Annotated in this window: 17 protein-coding genes; 6 read left to right on the top strand and 11 right to left on the bottom strand. The window is 58.5% G+C overall.

What is annotated here, in order from left to right; translation table 11 throughout:
• Window positions 1–40: 40 nt before the first annotated feature.
• The 8 genes from LL947_RS00655 to LL947_RS00620 form a co-directional block, all read right to left on the bottom strand.
• Window positions 41–1,099 carry a formate dehydrogenase subunit gamma gene (locus tag LL947_RS00655; RefSeq protein WP_404415295.1) on the bottom strand — a complete coding sequence of 353 codons (1,059 nt, stop codon included), beginning with the start codon at window positions 1,097–1,099 and terminating at the stop codon, window positions 41–43.
• A gap of 11 nt (window positions 1,100–1,110) precedes the next feature.
• A complete protein-coding gene (gene fdh3B / locus LL947_RS00650) occupies window positions 1,111–1,725 on the bottom strand; it encodes a formate dehydrogenase FDH3 subunit beta (RefSeq protein ID WP_171702894.1) in 615 nt (204 codons plus the stop codon).
• A 60-nt stretch (window positions 1,726–1,785) separates the two neighbouring features.
• Complete coding sequence (locus tag LL947_RS00645) at window positions 1,786–4,635, bottom strand: formate dehydrogenase subunit alpha (RefSeq protein WP_290822739.1); 2,850 nt, start codon at window positions 4,633–4,635, stop codon at window positions 1,786–1,788.
• 24 nt (window positions 4,636–4,659) lie between these two features.
• Entirely contained in the window at window positions 4,660–4,890 is a 231-nt protein-coding gene (locus tag LL947_RS00640; RefSeq protein WP_290822737.1) for a twin-arginine translocation signal domain-containing protein, read from the bottom strand.
• 96 nt (window positions 4,891–4,986) lie between these two features.
• Entirely contained in the window at window positions 4,987–5,649 is a 663-nt protein-coding gene (locus LL947_RS00635) for a TorD/DmsD family molecular chaperone (protein WP_290822735.1), read from the bottom strand.
• 3 nt (window positions 5,650–5,652) lie between these two features.
• Complete coding sequence (locus LL947_RS00630) at window positions 5,653–7,395, bottom strand: 4Fe-4S dicluster domain-containing protein (RefSeq protein WP_499833638.1); 1,743 nt, start codon at window positions 7,393–7,395, stop codon at window positions 5,653–5,655.
• A gap of 178 nt (window positions 7,396–7,573) precedes the next feature.
• The gene (locus LL947_RS00625) at window positions 7,574–8,191 is read right to left on the bottom strand and encodes a DUF3306 domain-containing protein (RefSeq protein ID WP_499833637.1); all 618 of its coding nucleotides are present in this window, start codon (window positions 8,189–8,191) and stop codon (window positions 7,574–7,576) included.
• Window positions 8,188–8,685, bottom strand: a complete 498-nt coding sequence (locus tag LL947_RS00620) for a DUF3305 domain-containing protein (protein ID WP_499833636.1) — start codon at window positions 8,683–8,685, stop codon at window positions 8,188–8,190. Before LL947_RS00620 ends, LL947_RS00625 begins: the two co-directional genes overlap by 4 nt.
• Before the next feature lie 181 nt (window positions 8,686–8,866).
• On the opposite strand from LL947_RS00620, the gene LL947_RS00615 reads away from it, so the two are divergent.
• Genes LL947_RS00615 through LL947_RS00595 form a run of 5 tightly spaced genes read left to right on the top strand, consistent with a single transcriptional unit; the run spans window position 8,867 to window position 13,716 of the window.
• The gene (locus LL947_RS00615; protein ID WP_404415279.1) at window positions 8,867–9,775 is read left to right on the top strand and encodes a formate dehydrogenase accessory sulfurtransferase FdhD; all 909 of its coding nucleotides are present in this window, start codon (window positions 8,867–8,869) and stop codon (window positions 9,773–9,775) included.
• Window positions 9,772–10,404, top strand: coding sequence for a molybdenum cofactor guanylyltransferase MobA (mobA, locus tag LL947_RS00610; RefSeq protein WP_499833635.1), 633 nt, complete (start codon window positions 9,772–9,774; stop codon window positions 10,402–10,404). The genes LL947_RS00615 and mobA overlap by 4 nt, the downstream gene beginning before the upstream one ends.
• Window positions 10,401–11,705 carry a molybdopterin molybdotransferase MoeA gene (moeA, locus tag LL947_RS00605; protein ID WP_499833634.1) on the top strand — a complete coding sequence of 435 codons (1,305 nt, stop codon included), beginning with the start codon at window positions 10,401–10,403 and terminating at the stop codon, window positions 11,703–11,705. The genes mobA and moeA overlap by 4 nt, the downstream gene beginning before the upstream one ends.
• On the top strand, window positions 11,702–12,694 hold the full coding sequence (gene moaA / locus LL947_RS00600; RefSeq protein ID WP_499833633.1) for a GTP 3',8-cyclase MoaA: 993 nt from the start codon (window positions 11,702–11,704) through the stop codon (window positions 12,692–12,694). The genes moeA and moaA overlap by 4 nt, the downstream gene beginning before the upstream one ends.
• 2 nt (window positions 12,695–12,696) lie before the next feature.
• Window positions 12,697–13,716 carry a CobW family GTP-binding protein gene (locus LL947_RS00595; RefSeq protein ID WP_499833632.1) on the top strand — a complete coding sequence of 340 codons (1,020 nt, stop codon included), beginning with the start codon at window positions 12,697–12,699 and terminating at the stop codon, window positions 13,714–13,716.
• 12 nt (window positions 13,717–13,728) lie between these two features.
• Here LL947_RS00595 and LL947_RS00590 read toward each other — a convergent pair whose 3' ends face one another.
• The 3 genes from LL947_RS00590 to gbcB form a co-directional block, all read right to left on the bottom strand.
• Complete coding sequence (locus LL947_RS00590) at window positions 13,729–16,788, bottom strand: bifunctional diguanylate cyclase/phosphodiesterase (protein ID WP_499833631.1); 3,060 nt, start codon at window positions 16,786–16,788, stop codon at window positions 13,729–13,731.
• A 100-nt stretch (window positions 16,789–16,888) separates the two neighbouring features.
• Complete coding sequence (gene glyA / locus LL947_RS00585) at window positions 16,889–18,202, bottom strand: serine hydroxymethyltransferase (protein ID WP_499833630.1); 1,314 nt, start codon at window positions 18,200–18,202, stop codon at window positions 16,889–16,891.
• 176 nt (window positions 18,203–18,378) lie between these two features.
• A complete protein-coding gene (gene gbcB / locus LL947_RS00580; protein ID WP_290822713.1) occupies window positions 18,379–19,485 on the bottom strand; it encodes a glycine betaine monooxygenase reductase subunit in 1,107 nt (368 codons plus the stop codon).
• A 298-nt stretch (window positions 19,486–19,783) separates the two neighbouring features.
• On the opposite strand from gbcB, the gene gbca reads away from it, so the two are divergent.
• Window positions 19,784–21,070: a glycine betaine monooxygenase oxygenase subunit gene (gbca, locus tag LL947_RS00575; protein WP_499833629.1), complete on the top strand. Its 1,287-nt coding sequence runs from the start codon at window positions 19,784–19,786 to the stop codon at window positions 21,068–21,070.
• The last annotated feature ends 83 nt before the right edge of the window (window positions 21,071–21,153 follow it).

Genomic DNA, 21,153 nt, shown 5'->3' with positions numbered 1-21,153 from the left:
AACCGATAGCAAGCGGTGACGTATCACCGCTTTCGCCTCGCTAGCCGGAGCTTGATGGCGCGCTGTCCGTCCCTGCGCTACCCGCGCTTTTCTGAGCAGCGACTTCGTCTTCTGTCAGCGCCTGGTCCTTGACCTCTTCATACCAGAGGTTGTGGTGCTCTTTCGCCCAGGTTTCGTCCACGTAGCCGGTGGTCATGCCTTCCAGGGCACCTTCAGTACCCAGGGTACCGATATAGATGTGGCCTATTGAGACGGCTGTCAGCCCCAGCGCGCCCACCGCGTGAATCAGGTTCGCCCACTGCATGGTGTCGCGGCCCTGATTGAAGTTGGGGAAGTCGAGCACAAAGCCGCTGGCCACGACCAGCAAACCCACTGACGCCAGCAGCCAGTACCAGGCTTTTTCGCCGCCGTTGCAGAACCCGGCGTCGACATGTTCCTTACCGAACAGGCCACCGCCTTTCTTGAACCATTCAAGATCCTGCTTTTTGGGCATGTTTTCCTTGATCAGGCTGATCAACAGAATAACCAGCAGCACTCCAAAGATTGGCCCGAGGTAGTTGTGCAGCACCTTGGAGGTGGACACCATCCACGCCCAGGCTCCATCACCCAACAGACTGCGAAATACAAACTTGCCAAACAGCAGGTTAAGGCCAGTGAGCGCCAGGACGATAAACAGCGAGGCGACCGTCCAGTGCAGTGAGCGCATCAACAGCGACCAGCGAAACAGCTTGCGACCTGTGCGCGGCTCCTCCAGATATTTGCGCCCAACGATGATGTAAAACAGGGCAATGGCAGCTGCCATGCCACCAATGGCGATCAGGCCAAACGGTGACACCCAACGGTTGCGCCATTGACGCCAGGTCTCGCCGCTTGAGTTGACCAGGTTATAGTTGCTGTCAAAACGCGTATCACGGAAGTTGGCATCAGTTTCGCCGCTGCGCACCTGGCGCCATTGATCGGCGTCAATGCCCGGCGCCGCCGTGACCATTTCAGTTTCCGAGGTGGATTGCGCACTGGCCAGCGACGCCATGCCCAGGCTTGCCAGCAGCACCAGCATGACACACAGCCAGCGCCACAGGCCCGTTTTGTTATGGTTCATGACAAGCCTCCTTACCCTTTACGGGCGGCGTCATAGGCGAGGTCATCAGCACTGGCCTGGGGGTTGCCTGACCAGGCACCGTCCGGATGGCCACGCTGAACCACACGCTGGCGGAAGATATCAGCCACTTCCTGAGCATCACCGGCCAGCAGCGCCTTGGTGGAACACATTTCTGCACACAGCGGCAGCTTGCCTTCGGCAATGCGGTTGGCGCCGTATTTCTCGTACTCTTCTTCCTTGGTTTCCGCCGGGCCACCGGCACAGAAGGTGCACTTGTCCATCTTGCCGCGCTCGCCAAAGGCGTTCTGCTGCGGGAACTGGGGCGCGCCAAAGGGGCATGCATACAGGCAGTAACCACAGCCGATACACAGGTCCTTGTCGTGCAGGACGATGCCGTCATCGGTCTTGTAGAAGCAGTCGGTCGGGCAGACGGCCATACACGGCGCGTCGTCGCAGTGCATACAGGCCACCGAGATCGACATCTCGTCGGCTTCGCCGTCATTCAGGGTAACCACGCGGCGGCGCTGGATGCCCCACTCGACGTCGTTGGCGTTCTTACAGGCGGTGACACAGCCGTTGCACTCGATGCAGCGTTCAGCGTCACACATGAATTTCATTTGTGCCATGATGTTTCTCCTCGCACGGCGCGGGGGTTTACCCGCGCCGCTTGGCTATCAGTCAGGGTGTCAGGCGCGCTCAAGGCGGCACAGGGTGCATTTGGTTTCCTGCATCTGCGTCACGGTGTCGTAGCCGTAGGTGGTCGCCGTATTGGCCGCTTCACCCAATACATAGGGGGCGGTTCCATCCGGGTAGCGGTCATGCAGGCTTTCACCCTGGAACATGCCACCGAAGTGGAATGGCATGAACACCACCTCACGCGCCACGCGGGGGGTCACCAGGGCTTTCACCTTGACGCGCCCGCCTTCGGCACCTTCCACCCAGACCATGTCGCCATCACGGATACCGTGATCATTGGCCAGGGCCGGGTTGATCTCGACAAACATTTCCTGCTGCAGCTCGGCGAGCCACGACATGGAGCGGGTCTCTTCACCACCGCCTTCATATTCCACCAGGCGGCCCGAGGTCAGGATGATCGGGTAGCGGTCGCTGTTGTCGTTTTCCTGAATACTCTTGTAGAGGGTCGGCAGACGATAATGCGAGGCCACATCGTCCCAGGTCGGGTAATCCTCAACCAGGTCACGGCGGCTGGTATAGAGCGGTTCGCGGTGCTTGGGAATCGGATCCGGGAAGGTCCAGACATTGCAGCGCGCCTTGGCATTACCAAAGGGCGCACAGCCATGGGCAATGGCGACCCGCTGGATTCCCCCGGACAGGTCGGTCTTCCAGTTCTTGCCGTCAGCCGCGGTTTTTTCCGCGTCGGTCAGGTCATCCCACCAGCCAAGATCCTTGAGCATCTGGGCGGTGAACTCGGGGTAGCCGTCTTCGATATCAGAATTCGCACTGAAAGAGCCATCCGCGAGAAGATTGTCGCCATCACGTTCAACCCCGAAGCGGGCACGGAAGGTCAGACCGCCTTCAGCCACCGGCTTGCTGGTGTCGTACAGAATCGGCGTCCCGGGGTGGCCCATTTCGGCGGTGCCCCAGCAGGGCCACGGCAGGCCATAGTAATCACCATCTGCCGGGCCGCCCTGGGCCTTGAGATCACGGAAGCTGAAGGTATGCCAGTTCTGCTGGTGTTCCTTCAGGCGCTCCGGGCTCTGGCCGGTATAGCCGACCGTCCACATGCCGGCGTTGAACTCGCGGGTAATGTCCTCGGTCACCGGGCGGTTGTTCTCGACGCGGATGTTCTTGAACAGCTCCTCGGCAAAGCCGAGTTTCTGCGCCAGCAGGTACATGATTTCATGATCAGGCTTGGACTCGAACAGCGGCTCGATCACCTGATCGCGCCACTGGATGGAGCGGTTGGTCGCGGTCACACTGCCGGTGGTTTCAAACTGGGTAGCCGCCGGCAGCAGGTAAACGCCATCGGTGCGGTCGTGCATGACGCCTGCCACGGTCGGATAGGGGTCGACGATGACCATCATTTCCAGCTGTTTCATGGCCTGCTGCATTTCCGGCCCACGGGTCTGGGAGTTGACCGCGTGGCCCCAGTAGAACATAGCCTTCAGCTTTGAGCGCTGGGAGATGTTCTCATCCTCTTCCAGCACGCCGTCGATCCAGCGCGAGACGGTAATCCCGCTTGAATGCATCGGCTTGCCATCAGTGTACTCGGTCTGATCGAAGCGGCTCTGCAGCCACTCGTAGTCCAGGCCCCAGACGCCTGCCCAATGCCGCCAGGCGCCTTCCGCCAGGCCATAGTAGCCGGGCAGTGAGTGAGACATCAGCCCCAGGTCAGTGGCGCCCTGAACGTTATCGTGGCCGCGGAAGATATTGGTGCCGCCACCGGATTTACCCATGTTGCCCAGGGCCAGCTCCAGAATGCAGTAGGCGCGGGTATTGTTATTGCCCGTGGTGTGCTGGGTCCCGCCCATGCACCAGACAATGCAGCCCGGGCGGTTATCCGCCAGGCGCTTGGCCGTATCGAACATAACCTCTTCGGGTACGCCGGTAATCCGTTCCACTTCAGAGGGCGTGAAGCTGGCCACTTCAGCGCGGACGTCATCCATTGCGTAGACACGCTGATCAATGAACTCGCTGTCTTCCCAGCCGTTTTCAAAGATGTGCCACAGAAGGCCCCAGATAAAGGCCACATCAGAACCCGGGCGCAGGCGCACAAAGCTGTCTGCCTTGGCGGCTGTGCGGGTGAAGCGCGGGTCGACCACAATAATCTGGGCGTGGCTGCGCTCCTTGGCCAGCAGGATATGCTGCATGGCCACCGGGTGGGCTTCGCTGGGGTTGGAGCCGATAAACATGATCGACTTGGAGTTCTGGATATCATTGAGCGAGTTGGTCATCGCTCCGTAACCCCAGGTATTGGCTACCCCTGCCACCGTCGTGGAGTGACAGATACGCGCCTGGTGGTCAGTGTTGTTGGTACCGGCCAGAGCTGCAAACTTGCGCATCAGGTAGGCCTGTTCATTATTGAACTTGGCCGAGCCCAACCAGTAGATGCTGTCGGGGCTGTACTGTTCAGACAGCTCCAGCACCTTGCTGCCGATTTCCTCGATGGCATCTTCCCAGCTCAGCCGCTGCCACTCGCCATCCACCAGCTTCATGGGATATTTCAGACGACGGCTGGAATGCCCGTGCTGACGCAGCGCCGCCCCCTTGGCACAGTGAGCGCCGCGGTTGATGGGATGATCAAAGGCAGGCTCCTGCTTGGTCCAGATACCTTCCTGAACTTCGGCATAAACGCCACAGCCCACTGAACAGTGGGAGCAGACCGTCCGCTTGGTTTCCACAGGGGAGTCCAGCACCGGTGTCTTGTCGGCAGACTCGGCGCGCTGCATCATCGGCGCGCCGACAAAGCCAGCAGCAGCAATACCCCCGGTCGCGGCACCGCTGCGTTTCAGGAACTGGCGACGGCTGATACCCAGCCCGCTCGCCTGGCTGTTAGTTTTGCGAGTTAAACGCATGGCAGTTCTCCTGGCGGTGGCCGGTTAATCACGCAGGGTCGCGTAGAAGGCGCGAATATGCTCGGTTTCACGGTAGTTGAGCGAAGGTGCTTCACTACGGGCAGGCGTTTCCTCGGCATTAGCCAGGGTCACATGACCGACCGCAGCAGCGGCACCGGCCGCCGCTGTACCTAAACCCACGGTTTTCATGAAACGGCGCCGTTCCGGGTTGGGGGCACTGCCATCCTTGGGGTTAACGGGACTTGATGTGGACATCGGGGCTCTCCTCTCTGCACGGATCAGGTGTTGCCGGCCACTGGCGAATACGCGCTGATGCAGCCGATTCCTGATATTTTTTTATAGGGTCCGGTCTTACTCGGCGGGCGAAACGATACGCACCGCCGACTGGCTGGCCGCTTCTTGCAGCCGAGCCGATTCGCTTTCCATAAAGGCGCGGCCCAGGTCACCCAGGGCCGCATAGAAGGCACTTTCTACCTTGGCCAGATCGCCCCAGCACTGGGGCGCCCAGGGGGCAAGATGGTGAAAAAAGAAACCTGCCTGACGAGGCTTGGCCGCATCCGTGACCAGCATCGCCATCACTTCGCACAGCGCCGCAAGATGATCTTCCGGCTCTGGTGTATGCGTCGTTCGTTCAAAGCCCAGCGCCCTGAGATCCTGGCGCAGCTCTACCAGGGCGGCTTCCATCAGTTCACCCTGACGATACCAGGAGGCATAAGGAGTAATGTCACCCTGGATGACGCCGACCAGATGGCGAAAGTGGGCGCGCTCAAGGGTATCGGGGGTGGCCGCCTCGGCGGCCTGTGACAGCGCTTGCCAGGCCTGGGTCAAGGGGGTGCCGTCGGCGTCGATTTCAAGCCCACCCAGCCAGTCAAGCAGTTCAGCATCCGGGGCCTGACGCACCAGCCCGGCGAGTAATCCATAGATATCCGCGCGCAGGGCATCTTCCTCACTCAGCGCAACCGTCGGTTGAGGTGCATCAGGGGTCATTTGCGACGTCGTGCTCATGGTGGTCATGCATTACACCTTCAGTTGTGCATCAGGGTCGCGGGCCATGTTCTGCCAGACGTCTTTCACCCGACAGTCCTCGCACATTTCCAGGCGCGCCATGGCCTCACCTGCAAAGTAAGGATGATCCGCCAGCTTCTGCTTGATAGCGGCAACGGTGCTGACCGTGGCAAACGGCTTGCCGCAGTTGATACATTCAAACGCCGCCTCTTCATGGCAGGTCTGGCGCGTTTCGCGCTCAGGCGCCGCCAGAAAACCGGGCATCAGGGTAATCGCCTGCTCGGGGCAGGCGTCAGCACATAGCCCACATTGCACGCAGTCGGCTTCCAGAAAACTCAAGGCGGGACGGTCACCGCCCGCCTTGAGCGCCGGTGTCGGGCAGTTACTCACGCACGCCATACACAGGGTGCAGGCGTCACTATCTACCGCGATGGCACCATAAGGTGCGCCGGCAGGCACGGCCTGACGCTCGGGTGCGGGCTCACCCAGCTCAGCCAGGCGCGCCAGCACCTGATTGAAACGCGCGCGCTTTTGAGGTGCCGCCAGGGTCAGCGACTGCTCGGTGAGCGGCAGCCTCTTGGGCAAGGCATCACGCGCGGCATGATTATCCGGGGAGAGGGCCTGAACGCGTTCACTCTCCAGCCCAAACGAAGCCAGTAGCGCACGCGCCTGGGCCAATTGGGCGTCCAGAAATGCGCTCAGCCGTTCCGGCATGTCAGGGTGATATTGAATGCGAATTTCAGCGGCACCTGCCGCCAGCCCGGTCAACCATTGGTCGTGGCCTGCCGACCCCAGCTCTTCCAGCGGGATATCCAGCACATGGCCAGCGGTCTGGTCATCCGCCTGATGTTCAGCCGCCAGGGTGTCGTGGGTCACAAAGCGCAGTACCGGATGAGTGCCACCCGCCTCGCGATAGGCGCCGAGCCAGCTGCTCAGGGTTTCCTGCTGGCGGCGGGTTTCCGGCAGACGGAATTCAATCGCTCCGGTGGGGCAGGCACTGGTACAGCTGCCCACGCCCTGGCACAGGAAAGGATCGATCTCGATACGCGACTCGATACGCCCCTGATGACTGCTGATCGCATCCGCCGGGCAGACATCCAGACAGCGGGTACAGCCGGTGTTACCGCTGGAAGAGTGGGCACACAGATCGGAGTTGACCTGAAAATAGCGCGGCTTGTCGAATTCTCCCGTCAGCGCGGCAAAATCGGCCAGCGTCTCCTGACGCCCCTGTTCAGCCTGCCAGTCAAGGGGCATATACCCCGGTGGAGGAAGTTCCACCGGCAGGCAGGACGTCGGGGTCAGATCAAGAATCAGGTCGAACGCCTCGCGCTGGATCAAGGCGCGCGCCAGATCCAGCGGCTCCTCACCTGCAATACGAACACTGAAAGCGCCCAGATAGCCACTGATCTGCAGGTGCTCGACCTGATGCCGGGTCAGGGCCTGAGCGGTCAATGCCTGGGTAGCCGCCAGCAGATCATGATCACTATCCAGCGCGCCGTCTTGAGTCGCCGCAGTAAACAGCAGGGTGACAGAAGCCAGCCCCTGGCCTGCCGGGGTGTTGGCATCCGTCATCAACAGGCGGGCTGCCTGACGGGCTTCACGCTCACTGCCCATCACCAGCGCATGCCCTTTGCTGTGATAGGTCACATTGGCTGGCGTCAGATTTACCGGCCAGGAGACACGCTGGCGCACGGCCTCTTTGGCTAGACTATTACGCTGGTCGTCAACAGACGCCAGGGGGATTGGCTGATTCATGCGTACTCACGGTCAGATATTTTCTTATTGTTATTTTTTAATAATTTTGAATTTTAGGTAGCGTCTTGCCTTGTCTCGTCCAATAGAGACGAGTCTTAATCTTGGGTTAAGTTTATGGCGAAACCGAGGCGTTTTCCAATCTCATTGATGGAATACTTCAACGCAAAGATGTCACTGGCTAGACGTGTGTACCTTCACTGCCTCTTTCGTCATGCTCGTGCTGCCTTGATGGTGACGCCTCCTGTGTCTTCGCATTCTCCCCTGGCGTGGCGTTTGTGTCTTCTTCCGCGACTTGATCACGCGCTTCTATCGGGTGCGTATCCGGCACGTCATCTGCTGGCGGCTCCTCCAGAGCGTCTTCAACTCTCTTAGACCATTGTCTAACCTTATCGGCCATATCAGCCGCCATGGGTTTCAGCTGCGCCTTGAAATCCTGATCGTAATCATTGAGTCCATCGCGAATATTATAATCACCGGTTGACCACAGCTGGCGAAGCGCCTTGCGTCGCAACGTACTGCTCACCCCGGGGGACATGAAAGCACTGAAGTCGCTGCCCGCATCGAGGGTTTCCGGGTCGGGCAGGGTATGATCGAGACTGCCCGGTGCGGGGGGGACTTCTTCAGACACAGCCTCTTCTGGCAGCTCGTCAGCATTCGACGCCTCATCCTTGAGAGTTTCATCCTCCGCGACTGACGAGGATAACGGTTCGCCGGGAGACGCATCCGCTTCCAGCGCAGATCCATCATCAACCGGCAGGCCGCGCTTGGCCCGCGACCAGCGTTCAAAGCGGCTCATAGGCTTGACTCCTCACCATCTGTCTGACCCGTTTCTGGCGTTTTTCCGGCCGGTTGCTCGCCACGGCGGGAGGTGGGCAGTTCACGTGCCCGCCCGGCGCCCTTGCGTTTTTTCTTGCGTCCTTCAACGGGTGCCTCACCGTGGCGCGCCAGATAACTTTCTATCCATACCTGAATGGCCATCGGCATGGGCGCTTCAAAGACCTGCTGCTCCCCGTCCATCCAGCCCGCCGCCACTTCCTGGCTGGCACTGATAGCTTCGGGAGCAGGCACGTCGCCGCTGAAGCCGGCGCGCACAAACAGCTGCGGCGTGTCGGACCTCAGGTTGAAGCGGTACGCCGCTCGCTCCGTCATGCTGAGCTGCAACCACACCACGTGCGGGCCCCGCTCTCCTGACGTCAGCTGATCAAGATGCCATTGACGAATGCTGAATCTGCCGATTTTTTTGGTGTCTTCTGTCAGCGTAACGCTGAGCGGGCGTTGATTATCATGCATGGTTGGGCATCTCTTGGCAGGTGATGTTCAAAGGGGCTGGACAAGTAAGCCTGCTCAGCGCCATCATCGTCAATAATGTTTAAGGCTGACAGTTTTACTCAACTATAAATAAAAATAGTATTGCACCTGAAATAGCTCTGCACTGCACTACAATCCATCCATGTATAACGAGGAGCGGCGTATGCCTGAGATCGCTTTGAGCCACGCCCGGCTTCCGGCTACCACCCTGGCTCAGGTGGTGGATGCATATGGCGATACCCGCGAGCAGGCAATTGCCGCTGAGCGCGCCCTGACGGTTTATCTTAACAAACGGGAAATCGTCACCCTGATGTCGCTTGGCGATGATCCCGAAGCCCTGGTAGTCGGCTACTTGCGTAATCAGGGGCTGCTGCGCTGCGTCGAGGACCTGGTGGCAGTTCAGGTTGACTGGGACGTGGAGGCGGCCGTCGTGATTACCCGCCACTTGCCAGAAGACCTGGAAGAACGTCTGGGCACGCGTACCGTGACCACCGGCTGCGGCCAGGGCACGGTATTTGGCAAACTGCTGGATCAGACCGCGCTGACCGCCCTGCCTGACACTGCACTCGCCCAGTCCACGCTTTATGCGCTGCTCAACAACCTCAACAGCTACAACGAGACCTATAAAAGCGCCGGCGCCGTGCACGGCTGCGCCCTCTGCCATCAGGCTCAGGTACTCGATTTTGTCGAGGACGTGGGGCGCCATAACGCCGTGGATACCCTGGCGGGCCGCCAATGGCTACAGGAAGCCGAGAGTACCTCTGCCGATATCTTTTACACCACCGGGCGCTTGACCTCGGAAATGGTGCTCAAGGTCGCCCAGATGGGGATCAGCATACTGGTTTCCCGCTCTGGCGTGACCCAGAAAGGCGTTGAGCTGGCCGAACGTTTTGGGGTCATGCTGGTTGCCCGCGCCAAGGGCAAGCAGTTCCAGGCCATTAATGCCGGCCAGCGCCTGACCCTGGATGCCATGCCACCGCGCCCTCCCCGGGCGCGCAGTTCCCAACACGCCATGCAGCTTGAAAAACAACCGGAAAAAGGCCGCTTGACCGCTCAGGAGCAGATGCCATGATTGCCACGCAGGACCTTACCGCCATGATCCTCGCCGGTGGCGAAGGCCGCCGAATGGGCGGGCGTGACAAGGGCCTTGAAACCTTCAGCGCCCCTGGCCTGCCTGAGGCTCCGCTGATCCGCCACGTTGCCGAGCGCTTTTACGGCCAGACCGCTGAGCTGCTGATCAATGCCAACCGCAACCTTGACATCTATCGCCAGTATGGCGACCGCGTGATCGAAGACGCTGAAGCTGGCTTTCAGGGGCCGCTGATGGGCATCTACAGCGGCCTGCGCGCCGCGCAAACGCCCTGGTTGCTGATTGCCCCCTGCGATTCTCCGGCTCTGCCGATGGACCTGGTGGCGCGCATGGTCGCAGGGATTGGCTTGCATGCCATAGGTGTAGCCGATGACGGTGAGCGTATGCACCCTGTGGTGGCATTGATATGTACTGATCTGGCGGATGATCTTCTGGGTACATTACAGGCGGGCGAGCGCAAGATAGACCGTTGGTATGCCCGCCACTCCTGGTGCCGGATTGATATCAGCGACTGCCCGGAAGCCTTTGCCAACCTGAACACGCCAGAGGAAAAATCCCGACTGGAAGCCGCTCTGGACGTTCGGTCATCGTTTCAGCAAGGTGCCCTATGAGTCACGCGACGCTTTCCTCAGGCGCGCTTTCCTGCTTTGATCTGGGTGAACAGATGCTCAGCGTGGAGCAGGCGCGCACTGCACTGGCCACTTTGATAGAGGCACCGCTAGGGAAAGAAAAATGTGCCTTGGCGCAGGCCCATGGCCGCCGTCTGGCGGAAGCCATTCATGCCCCGATCGATGTGCCGCAGAATACCAATGCGGCCATGGATGGCATTGCCCTGGCCTGGCCCGGGCAAGCATCAGAAACAGAATCACAGCAAACCCACTGGCCGCTTGCAGGCAGTATCTTTGCCGGTGACCCGTTTATCGGCCAGGTCGCGAGGGGGGCCTGTGTGCGTATTACCACCGGGGCTCCTCTGCCTGCCGGTACTGATACCGTCATCATGCGCGAGCAGCTTCAGGAAAACGCCGAGTATGTTGTTGTGCTCCAGCCTGAGCGGGTACGCCACGGCCAGAATGTGCGCCAGTCCGGTGAAGATATCCAGCAGGGTGAGGTGGCCCTGCCTGCCGGTATCCGCCTGGATGCCGCCTCATTGGGGCTGACGGCATCTCTGGGGATTGACAGCGTCAACGTCTGGCGGCGTCCAAGGGTGGCCATATTTTCGACCGGCAACGAAGTCACCGCCCCGGGGGAGCGACTCCCCGCTGCGGGTATTTATGATGCCAACCGCTTCACCCTGGCGGGGCTGCTACAGCAGCAGGGCGCCGAGGTCATGGATCTGGGTATCCTGCCGGATGACCAGGCACAGATTCAGGCAGCACTTGAAGACGCTGCCGCACATGCTGATCTGGTGCTGACCAGCGGTGGTGTTTCAGTCGGCCAGGCAGATTTCACCCGCGCCGCGCTTGAATCGCTTGGCCAGCTGGCCTTCTGGCGGGTCGCCATTCGCCCTGGCCGGCCTCTGGTGTGCGGTCTATTGACCGAAAGGCGTACCCCTCTGGTGGGATTGCCGGGCAACCCCGTGGCGGTTATGGTCACCTTTCTGCAGTTTGTGATACCGCTGCTCAGACGCTTTCAAGGTCAGCCTGCCTCACCGCCGGACTACCTGTATGCCATTGCTGATGAATCACTGCCAAGCCGCGCGGGGCGCACGGATTATTTGCGCGGCGTATTTCACAGCACCGCGGATGGCCGCTTACACGTACGCAGCACCGGTGCCCAGGGGTCTGGCATCCTGAGCTCCATGGTCGCTGCCAACTGCCTGATTGAACTGCCTGACAGCTGCACAGGTGTCGCCTCCGGCGACATTCTGAAAGTGCAGCCGCTGATGCCAATGGCAGGGGAGAAAACCGTATGACCGAACAACTGATTGATGACTTTGGCCGCCGGGTCAACTATGTGCGCCTGTCGGTCACCGACCGCTGTGACTTTCGCTGTGTTTACTGCATGAGCGAGGAGATGACCTTTCTGCCGCGCGCCCAGGTACTGACCCTGGAAGAGATGGGCATGATTGCCCGCGCCTTTACCGAGATGGGCGTCGAGAAAATTCGCCTGACCGGTGGCGAGCCTCTGGTACGCCGCGGCATCGAGCAGCTGGTAGACGAGATCGGCAGCCTGCCCGGTTTGAACGATTTCACCATGACCACCAACGGCGCCAGCCTGCGCAAACACGCCAAGCGCCTGCGCGATGGCGGCATGAAACGTCTGAACATCAGCCTGGACTCCCTCGACCCAGAACGTTTCAGGCAGCTCACCCGCACAGGAGATCTCGACAAGGTCATCGACGGCCTGCATGCTGCTCAGGAAGCCGGCTTTGAGCGTATCAAGCTCAATGCGGTGATTCTCAAGGGGCGCAATGACGACGAAGTACTCGACCTGGTGGAATTTGCCCGCCGCGAAGGCGTGGATATCAGCTTTATCGAGGAAATGCCGCTGGGCGATGTCTCCGACCATAGCCGCGATGAAACCTACTGCTCAAGTGATGAAGTTCAGGCACTGATTGAGCACCGCTACCCTCTGGTACCGACTACGGAAACCACTGCCGGGCCCTCGCGCTATTTCAGAATGGGCGATAGTGCCTCACGGATTGGTTTTATCTCGCCTCACAGCCACAATTTCTGTTCCAGCTGCAACCGGGTGCGGGTCACGGTAGAAGGCCGATTACTGCTGTGCCTGGGTAACGAGCACTCGGTGGATCTACGCGCCGTCCTGCGCCGCCATCCCGGTGATATGCCGGCACTCAAAGACGCTATTCGCAAGGCCCTGCCGCTGAAACCCGAGCGGCACCACTTTACGACAGACGGCGACGTGCAGGTCGTGCGCTTCATGAACATGACAGGCGGTTAGACATGGCAATACCGGTGCATATCGTCACAGGCTTTCTGGGTAGCGGCAAGACAACACTTATCCACAACCTGATTTCGAACAAGCCTGTGGATGAAACATGGGCCATTCTGGTCAATGAGTTTGGTCAGATCGGCATTGATCAGGCCATGTTCGACCAGCGCGATGACGTGGTGATCAAAGGCCTGCCCGGCGGCTGCCTTTGCTGCCAGCTAGCCTTTGTGCTGCAGGCCGGGCTGGTTAACCTCCTGGCCCGTTCCAGGCCCGACCGGTTGATTATTGAGCCCTCTGGCCTTGGCCACCCGGCGGGCCTGATTGACCTTTTACGCAGCGAAGCCTTTGAAGATGCTCTGGAAATCCGCGATATCATCGCCACCCTTGACCCACGCCGACTGGATGACCCCAAGGCCCGCGAGCATGAGACCTTCAAGGACCAGCTGGCCATGGCCGATGCGATTGCCATCACCCAGTGCGAACACAGCAACGCCGACCAGCTGGCCCGCGCCCACTCGCTTGCCAATCGCCAATGGCCAGCGCGGAAATGGGTGCAGGAAGCCGTACATGGTGAATTGCCCATCCATCTGCTGCTGGATAGTGGCCCCCATCAGGCGCTGGCAACCAGTATTCCCAGCAGCCATCAGCCCAGTGCAGTACCGCCGCAGCTGGAAGGCGGCTTTTTTGACCTGCCGCCTGCGCCGGGCAATCCCCAACTGGAAACGGGTACCTCTCTGGGCTACACCAGCCTGGGGTTACGCTGGCATCCGGCCGATCGACTGGATCTTGACCAGTTCAGTGCCCTATTGACCCAGCTGCCTGCCGCTTCGCGTATCAAGGGCGTTGTGCATACGCCAGACGGCTGGAAGCAGCTCAATCGGGCAGGCGGCGCCTTTCAGCTAGCCGCCACCGCCTGGCGGCAGGATTCACGCCTGGAAATCATCCTGCCTGACGATGTTGCCCTGGATACACAGGCGTTAGCCACCCAGCTCAAGGCGTGTTTGGTGGAGGGCCAAAGCACAGCCGTTTGATCCTGCAAGCCGTTACATCATCTTTTCAATCTCTGCTGTCGACATGGGGCGCCCAAACAGGTACCCCTGATACGCTATGCAGCCATGTTTCTTCAACCAGTCCCGCTGTGTTGTGGTTTCAACTCCTTCGGCAATGACGCTGAGACCAAGGCTTTTGGCCAACACTATGATACTTTCCACTATGGCAGCGTTGGCGCGGCTATTGAGCAGTTCACGCACGAAGCTCTGGTCGATCTTGAGTTGATCCAGCGGCAGATGGGCCAGATAGGACAATGATGAGTAGCCGGTGCCGAAGTCATCCAATGAAAAGCGTACGCACTGGTGTCGTAAATGCGACATCTTGCGCAGGGCGTTATCGCTGACGTCCACAAACAGGGTTTCGGTCACTTCCAGTTTGAGTTTATCAGCAGGCGCCCCGGTACGACGCAGAATCGCCTTCACCTTGGGTACAAAGCTGTCTTCACTGAACTGCACAGGGCTGATGTTCACCGCCATACTCAAGCCTGCCGTCTGCGGTTTTTTCTGCCATTCGGCCAGCTGCCGGCAAGCCGTTTCCAGTACCCAGTCGCCTACTTCATTGATCAGACGAGTACTTTCCAGCAGGGGAATAAACTCACCGGGCGAGACCATGCCCCGTTCAGGATGCTGCCAGCGTAGCAGAGCCTCAACGCCGGTGAGCATGCCATTGGCATCCACCTGAGGCTGGTAGAGCAGCGTCCACTGCTCGTTGGCCAGCGCCAGACGCATATCATTTTCCAGGCGTGCTCGGGCAAGCAGCGCTGCCTGCATTTGCGGGTCAAAGAAGCTCAGCGTATCACGCCCGGCTTCCTTGGCCTGAAAAAGCGCCATATCCGCCTGTTGAAGACAGATATCCACGTCATGATCAGCCCCTTCAAGCAGCGTAATGCCAATGCTGCCGGTGACCAGAACGGTATCATCGTCAACCTCAATTGGACGACGGATCGCCATCAACAGCTTGAGTGCAATGTTTTCTGCCAGTTCTGCTGTCTGCTCCCTGTGGGCCCCCAGGCCTTCAATCAGTACCGCAAATTCGTCGCCGCCCAGGCGCGCCAGGGTATCGGTGTCACGCAGGACAGCGGCCAACTCAAGTGCCATGCTCTGGAGCAGTTTGTCACCGGCGTAATGACCCAGGGTATCGTTGACCTGCTTGAAATTATCCAGGTCAATAAACAGCAGGGCACCCAGTTTATTATGCCGCTCATGCGTCTTGAGAACGGCCTCCATACGGTCAATAAACAGGCGACGATTGGCAAGACCGGTCAATGGATCAAAAAACGCCAGCTGATGGATTTCCTGTTCGGCAGCCTTGCGCTCGGTAATATCATTCAGGGTTGCCACATAGTGGGTCAGGTTACCCTGCCCGTCCTTGACGGCACTGATGGTCAGCCACTCGGGAAATATCTGACCGTTCTTGCGCCGATTCCAGATTTCTCCTTCCCAACTGCCTTTCTCCGCTACGCTCGACCACAGAAACTTATAGAAATCGTCACTGTGGCGTCCAGAGCTGAACATTCGCGGGTTCTCACCCAGCACTTCGTCCTCACGGTAGCCGGTAATCCGGCTGAAGGTATCGTTGACCTTGATAATCCTTGCCTGCCTGTCGGTAATCAGAATACCCAGGTGTGTCTGGAAGGCAGTGGCGGCAATACGCAACTCTGCTTCCTTGAGATGTGATTCAGTCACATCTCGCACCGCGGCCAGCACACCGTTGAACCCCCCACCGGCATCTGCCAGCGGGCTAAGTACCGCATGGAAGTGGCGCACGTCCTCGGCCCGAGGCAGCGAGTATTCCAACTCTTCAACCTGGCGGTTATGCTGCACGCGATAGAAAACACTGTTAAGTGCTTCCGTAACCTCGGGTGGCATGACATCACTATAATGCCGCCCCAGCACCGTTTGTTTATCCTCCAGTAACCAATCTTCATCCAGTGCGTGGATATAGGTAAAGCAGCCATACTGATCAAACACGAAAATCATGTCCTGTATCGACTGTACTAACGCTTCCAGCCGCGCTTCGCGCATCTGCGCCTGAGCTTTGGCCTCCTCGCGCTCCTCAATCCGATGCCGCAACTGCTCGGCCAGGTACAAACGATTGCAGTAATGGCGAACCACCCAGGCACCCAGAAGGGCAATCATGCTGGCAATCAGGGTCAATATCCACAATCGCTGTTTCCAGCCGGCCAACACGTTCTCGGTACGCTCACCCACCACCACGTTGAATGGCAGACCTTCAAGACGCTCCATCCAGTAGAGGCGTTCCTCACCGTCAACCGGGGAATGAAAACGCATGGCACGCTGCTGGTCATGGCTTTCCAGAAAAGCCGCCACTTCAGGGTTATTGGCGGTTGCCATACCCAGCTCAAACTTGGCGTCTGGGCGGCGGGCCAGCAAACGCCCTTGCGTATCCATGATCGCAATACTTTCTCCCTGGCGTGTATTCAAATGCTGCAGGGCCTGTGAAAATACCTCTGGCATCAGTTGAACCACCACAGCACCATTGAATGACTTGCTACTGTCAAATAGCGCGCGAGCATGGACTACCCGATAAGCGCGATCAAAGGCTGACCAGAAAAGAGGACCGACATAGTCAGTATCCGCGCCTTCTTTCAAGTGGCGATAAAACGTCATACGGCTCAGATCATAACCGGGTGGGTACACCGAACGGGTACTTGCCAGTACGCGACCATGGCGATTGATAATCGATATTTCGCTGATCAGCGGTCTGCTGTCAGCCCTTGCCATCAGAAGTGTTTCGAGGAGAAAGGTGTCATCCACAGATATTTTCAGCGGTGGCCCCAGAAGTAACTCAATGTCCTTCAACCCATGGTCACTCAGTGCAAAGGTGGTCTGTATCCATTCAGCCACCAGGCTGGCCCGAGAGGCATTGCGCTCCTTGGAATTACGCATTTCCTGCTGGTATTGATCAAGCAGAAGCCCGGTCAGGATAGCCGCCATCAGGATCAGCGACACTGTGTATATCCCCAGGGCACGCCGCCGTAAGCGACGGCTGGACAACGCAGGAGAATCATCAGTCTCAGGCAAATGAGGCATTTCAATCAGGCACCGGTTTAAAAATTAATAATCATTAAACTACAGGATGACTGATTGAAAGCCTATACACATTACATTGCTATATCCACTGCCTTTCAGCTTACCCAGCCAGCGCGTCCGCTATGGCAGGCGCCGGGCTGACGGCCCCGGCATACACCGGATGTCGCGAACAGATCGCCGCCACCTGTTCGCGCACTGCAGCTTCAATACCGTCACTGCCTTCTTCTGATCCCAGCGCATCGAGAATATCGCAGATCCAGCCTGCCAGTTCGGCACACTCCAGCGCGTTGAAGCCACGCGTTGTCACGGCCGGCGTGCCAATGCGTAACCCGGACGTGACAAAGGGGCTTTGCGGATCATTGGGCACGGAATTCTTGTTGACCGTGATGCACGCCCGCCCCAGCGCGGCGTCAGCGTCCTTGCCGGTAATGCCCTGACGAATCAGCGAGACAAGAAAGAGGTGATCATCCGTACCACCGGAAACGACATCATAGCCGCGCTCCATAAACACCTCGGCCATGGCCTTGGCATTATCAATCACCTGCTGCTGGTAGCGCACAAATTCCTGGCTCATTGCCTCGCGAAAGGCCACTGCCTTGGCCGCAATCACATGCATCAGCGGGCCACCCTGCTGGCCAGGAAAAACAGCACCGTTCAATTTCTTATGCAGGCTTTCATCCCGGTGAGCAGACAGGATGATGCCTCCCCTGGGTCCGCGCAGGGTCTTATGGGTGGTGGATGTCACCACATGGGCATGGGGCAAGGGGCTGGGATAAAGACCCGCAGCGACCAGCCCGGCCACATGCGCCATATCCACCAGCAGCCAGGCGCCAACTTCATCGGCGATATTGCGGAAACGCCGCCAGTCGACCACGCGGGAATAGGCGGAGAAGCCAGCAATGATCAGTTTGGGCTTATGCTCACGTGCCAGCCGCTCCATCTCAACGTAATCAATTTCTCCCGTTTGCGTGTCCAGACCGTACTGGAGCGCATTGTAGTGCTTGCCGGAAAAATTGGGGGCCGCGCCATGGGTCAGATGGCCACCATGGGCCAGGCTCATACCCAGGATGGTGTCGCCTGGCGATACCAGTGCCATGAAGACGGCAGCGTTGGCCTGGGCACCCGAATGTGGCTGCACGTTGGCGTAATCTGCCTCGAACAGGTCACAGGCGCGCTTGATCGCCAGCGCCTCAACCTGATCAACGTGTTCGCAGCCGCCGTAGTAGCGCTTGCCCGGGTAGCCTTCAGCGTACTTGTTGGTCAGCTGGGAGCCCTGGGCTTCCATCACCGCCCGGCTGGCATAGTTTTCCGAAGCAATCAGCTCGATATGAATTTCCTGACGGCTGACTTCTTCAGCCATGGCCACCGCCAGTGACGCGTCATAATCCGCCAGTTTCTGATTGGACAATGTCATCCCCATCCCCTTGCTTGACCGTTTTGTATGCGTTGTATGTCGTGATAGCTGCCGATGGTAGCGCTGCCCTTCATGCTCAAGATGCCTGTTCGCGCCTTGCCAGGGCGCATTTACGACACGCCGCTAATAGCTGACACCAGGCCATCCAGCGGTTTTGTGATTCCGGACGGGGTGGTTCAGAACTCAACCACCACATTGCCGCGCGGCTTGCTACAGCATGACAGGATCTCGCCCGCCGCTTCATCTTCGTCGGTGATACCGCCGTTGTGCTCCATATCGACTTCCCCCTCAAGCAGGGTCACCTTGCAGGTACCACAGATGCCCATCCCGCAGGCCTTCGGAATATGCAGGCCTAGCTTGGCAGCGGCGTTATGCACGGTATCCCCCGGGTGAATGCGCACACTCTTGCCCGTCAGGGCAAACTCGACGCCCAGCATGTCGGTAACCTCAAGGTCTTCCGCTTCGCTTTCTGCCTGCTCCGCCAGCTCAAGCACATCCTCCTGAACCTGGGCAGGCGTCGCCCCGAAGGATTCATCGTGATAACGGCTCATATCAAAGCCATTGCTGCGCAGCAATGACTTGACGGCGTTCATGTAAGGTTCGGGGCCACAGCAGAAAATTTCACGCTCCATGAAATCAGGGGCCATCAATTCAAGCATGGGCTGATTGAGGAATCCTCTGAACCCCGACCAGGCTTCCCCCAGGTCATCACCGCGCTCACACACGATATGCAGTCTGAAATCAGGTATCCGCGAAAAAATATGCTCAAGCTCGCGATGAAAAATGACATCTTTCGGCGTACGTGCACTGTGCACAAATTCAATATCCACGGCGGCATTGGTATCAAAAAACCAGCGTGCTATCGACATTAACGGCGTGATGCCCACGCCACCGGAAAGCAACAGCAGTTTGTCAGCGGGGTAATCGATCGCATTGAAGTTACCCACAGGACCATGGACCGCCAATTCGTCATTCACCTGAAAGTTGTCGTGCAACCAGTTGGACACCTTGCCACCGGGAATCCGCTTTACCGTGATCGAGAAGCTATACGGGACAGAAGGTGAGCTCGAGATGGTATAGGAGCGCATCACCTGTTCGCCGTTGATTTCCAGCTCCAGGGTAACGAACTGACCCGGCTTGAAGAAAAACAGGATGGGCTGTTCGGCCATAAAGCAGAAGGTACGTACATCCCAGGTTTCCTGAATGATCTTGACGCAGCGGACCAGGTGGCGGCCGTTGGCCCAGGTCTGGGTGGTAACAGGGTTGAGAAAGTTCATTGTCATGGTGGGTCGCCTGAGATGCACCGAGTGAAGGGGTTTCAATCAAGGCAGTCGCCTTGGTCGCGGGTCTATTCTGCTACCACCGATGACATAGTGACATGCCCGTTAGCGACATCAACATGCCTCTGCCAACCCTTGATAAGTGCGTTGATGCTGGGATATGTCGCGGGTTTACCCAAGCCTGTCGCTGACAAGCAAACGCTGCCACCTTCTGCCACTTAAAGTTGGCTCCAATAAATTGCCAGCATGTGTCAACCCTCTTGCGCTTATCTGCCTAACCCTCTGCCTGAAGGATATTTCCATGACAACCCAGCCGATTACGCTGATCGATGATCCTCTTGTTGCTGCACGCCAATCCACCATCGATTTGCTGCAATCGCACCGGCACGGGTTCTCCCTGCCACAGCCGTTCTATAATGACGAACGCCTGCATGCTATCGATATGCAAGAGATATTTGGCCAGGAATGGCTATTTGTGGGCATGACCTGTGAAATTCCAGCCAAGGGTAATTTCATCAGTCTGGACATCGGCGACAATCCGGTCATTGTGCTGCGTGGGGCTGAAGGCAAGGTGGCAGCGTTTCATAATGTCTGCCGACATCGTGGTTCACGGCTTTGTATGAAGGAAAAAGGCAAGGTTGCCAAACTGGTCTGCCCTTACCATCAGTGGACCTATGAGCTGGACGGTCGCCTGTTGTTTGCCGGTAGCGATATGGGTGACAATTTTGACTTGGGTGAATATGGGCTGAAGCCTGTTCATGTCAGGACGGCCGGTGGTTTCATATTTATCAGCCTTGCAGATGTGCCGCCGGCCTTCGAGGAATTCCCTGCCACCCTCGACCGTTACATGGCCCCCTATGATATGGAAAATGCCAAGGTCGCGGTCGAGTCCACCCTGATTGAGGAAACCAACTGGAAGCTGGTCATCGAGAACAACCGCGAATGCTATCATTGCAGCGGCGCTCACCCTGAGCTGCTGAACTCCCTGATGGAGTTTGATGACACCGAAGACCCGCGTGCCACCCCTGCCTACAAGGCACTGGTCGCCAAAAAAGGCGCCGACTGGGATGCCCAGCAGGTTCCCTGGAAAATGACCTGGGTCGGGCTGCAGAACCGCATGACGCGCACCCCCCTGCTGGATGGTGCCGTGTCGATGACGGCTGATGGTCGGCAAGCCTGCCAGAAGCTGATGGGACACCTGCAAAGCGCCGATATGGGGTCACTGCGTATTCTGCACCTGCCCAATTCCTGGAACCACTTCATGGGAGATCATGCGGTGGTCTTCAGAGTGATTCCATTGGGGCCACAAAAAACCATGGTGACCACCAAGTGGCTGGTGCACAAGGATGCCATCGAAGGCATTGATTACGACCCACAGGCCATGCGCATGGTCTGGGATGCCACCAATGATCAGGATCGCAAACTTGCTGAAGAAAACCAGCGCGGCATCAACTCCAAGGCCTATCAGCCAGGGCCTTATTCGCCCACCTTCGAGCGCGGCATCATTGATTTCCTCGACTGGTACAAAGAGCGCCTGCTGAGCCATCTGGGGGCTCAATCTCCCCAGCTTTATGCGGTTGAATCCTGATTGTTTACCCGATCACCGTCCATTGACACAGAACGGGTGCCCTGATGGTGGGGCACCCCTTGATTGCCTTCATGACGGAGGGG

The sequence above is a fragment of the Halomonas sp. BLK-85 genome (assembly GCF_044792155.1).
In the GTDB taxonomy this organism is placed as follows: domain Bacteria; phylum Pseudomonadota; class Gammaproteobacteria; order Pseudomonadales; family Halomonadaceae; genus Vreelandella.
The sequence above is the reverse complement of the archived record's forward strand: the minus strand, read 5'-3'. Positions and strand labels throughout refer to the sequence as shown.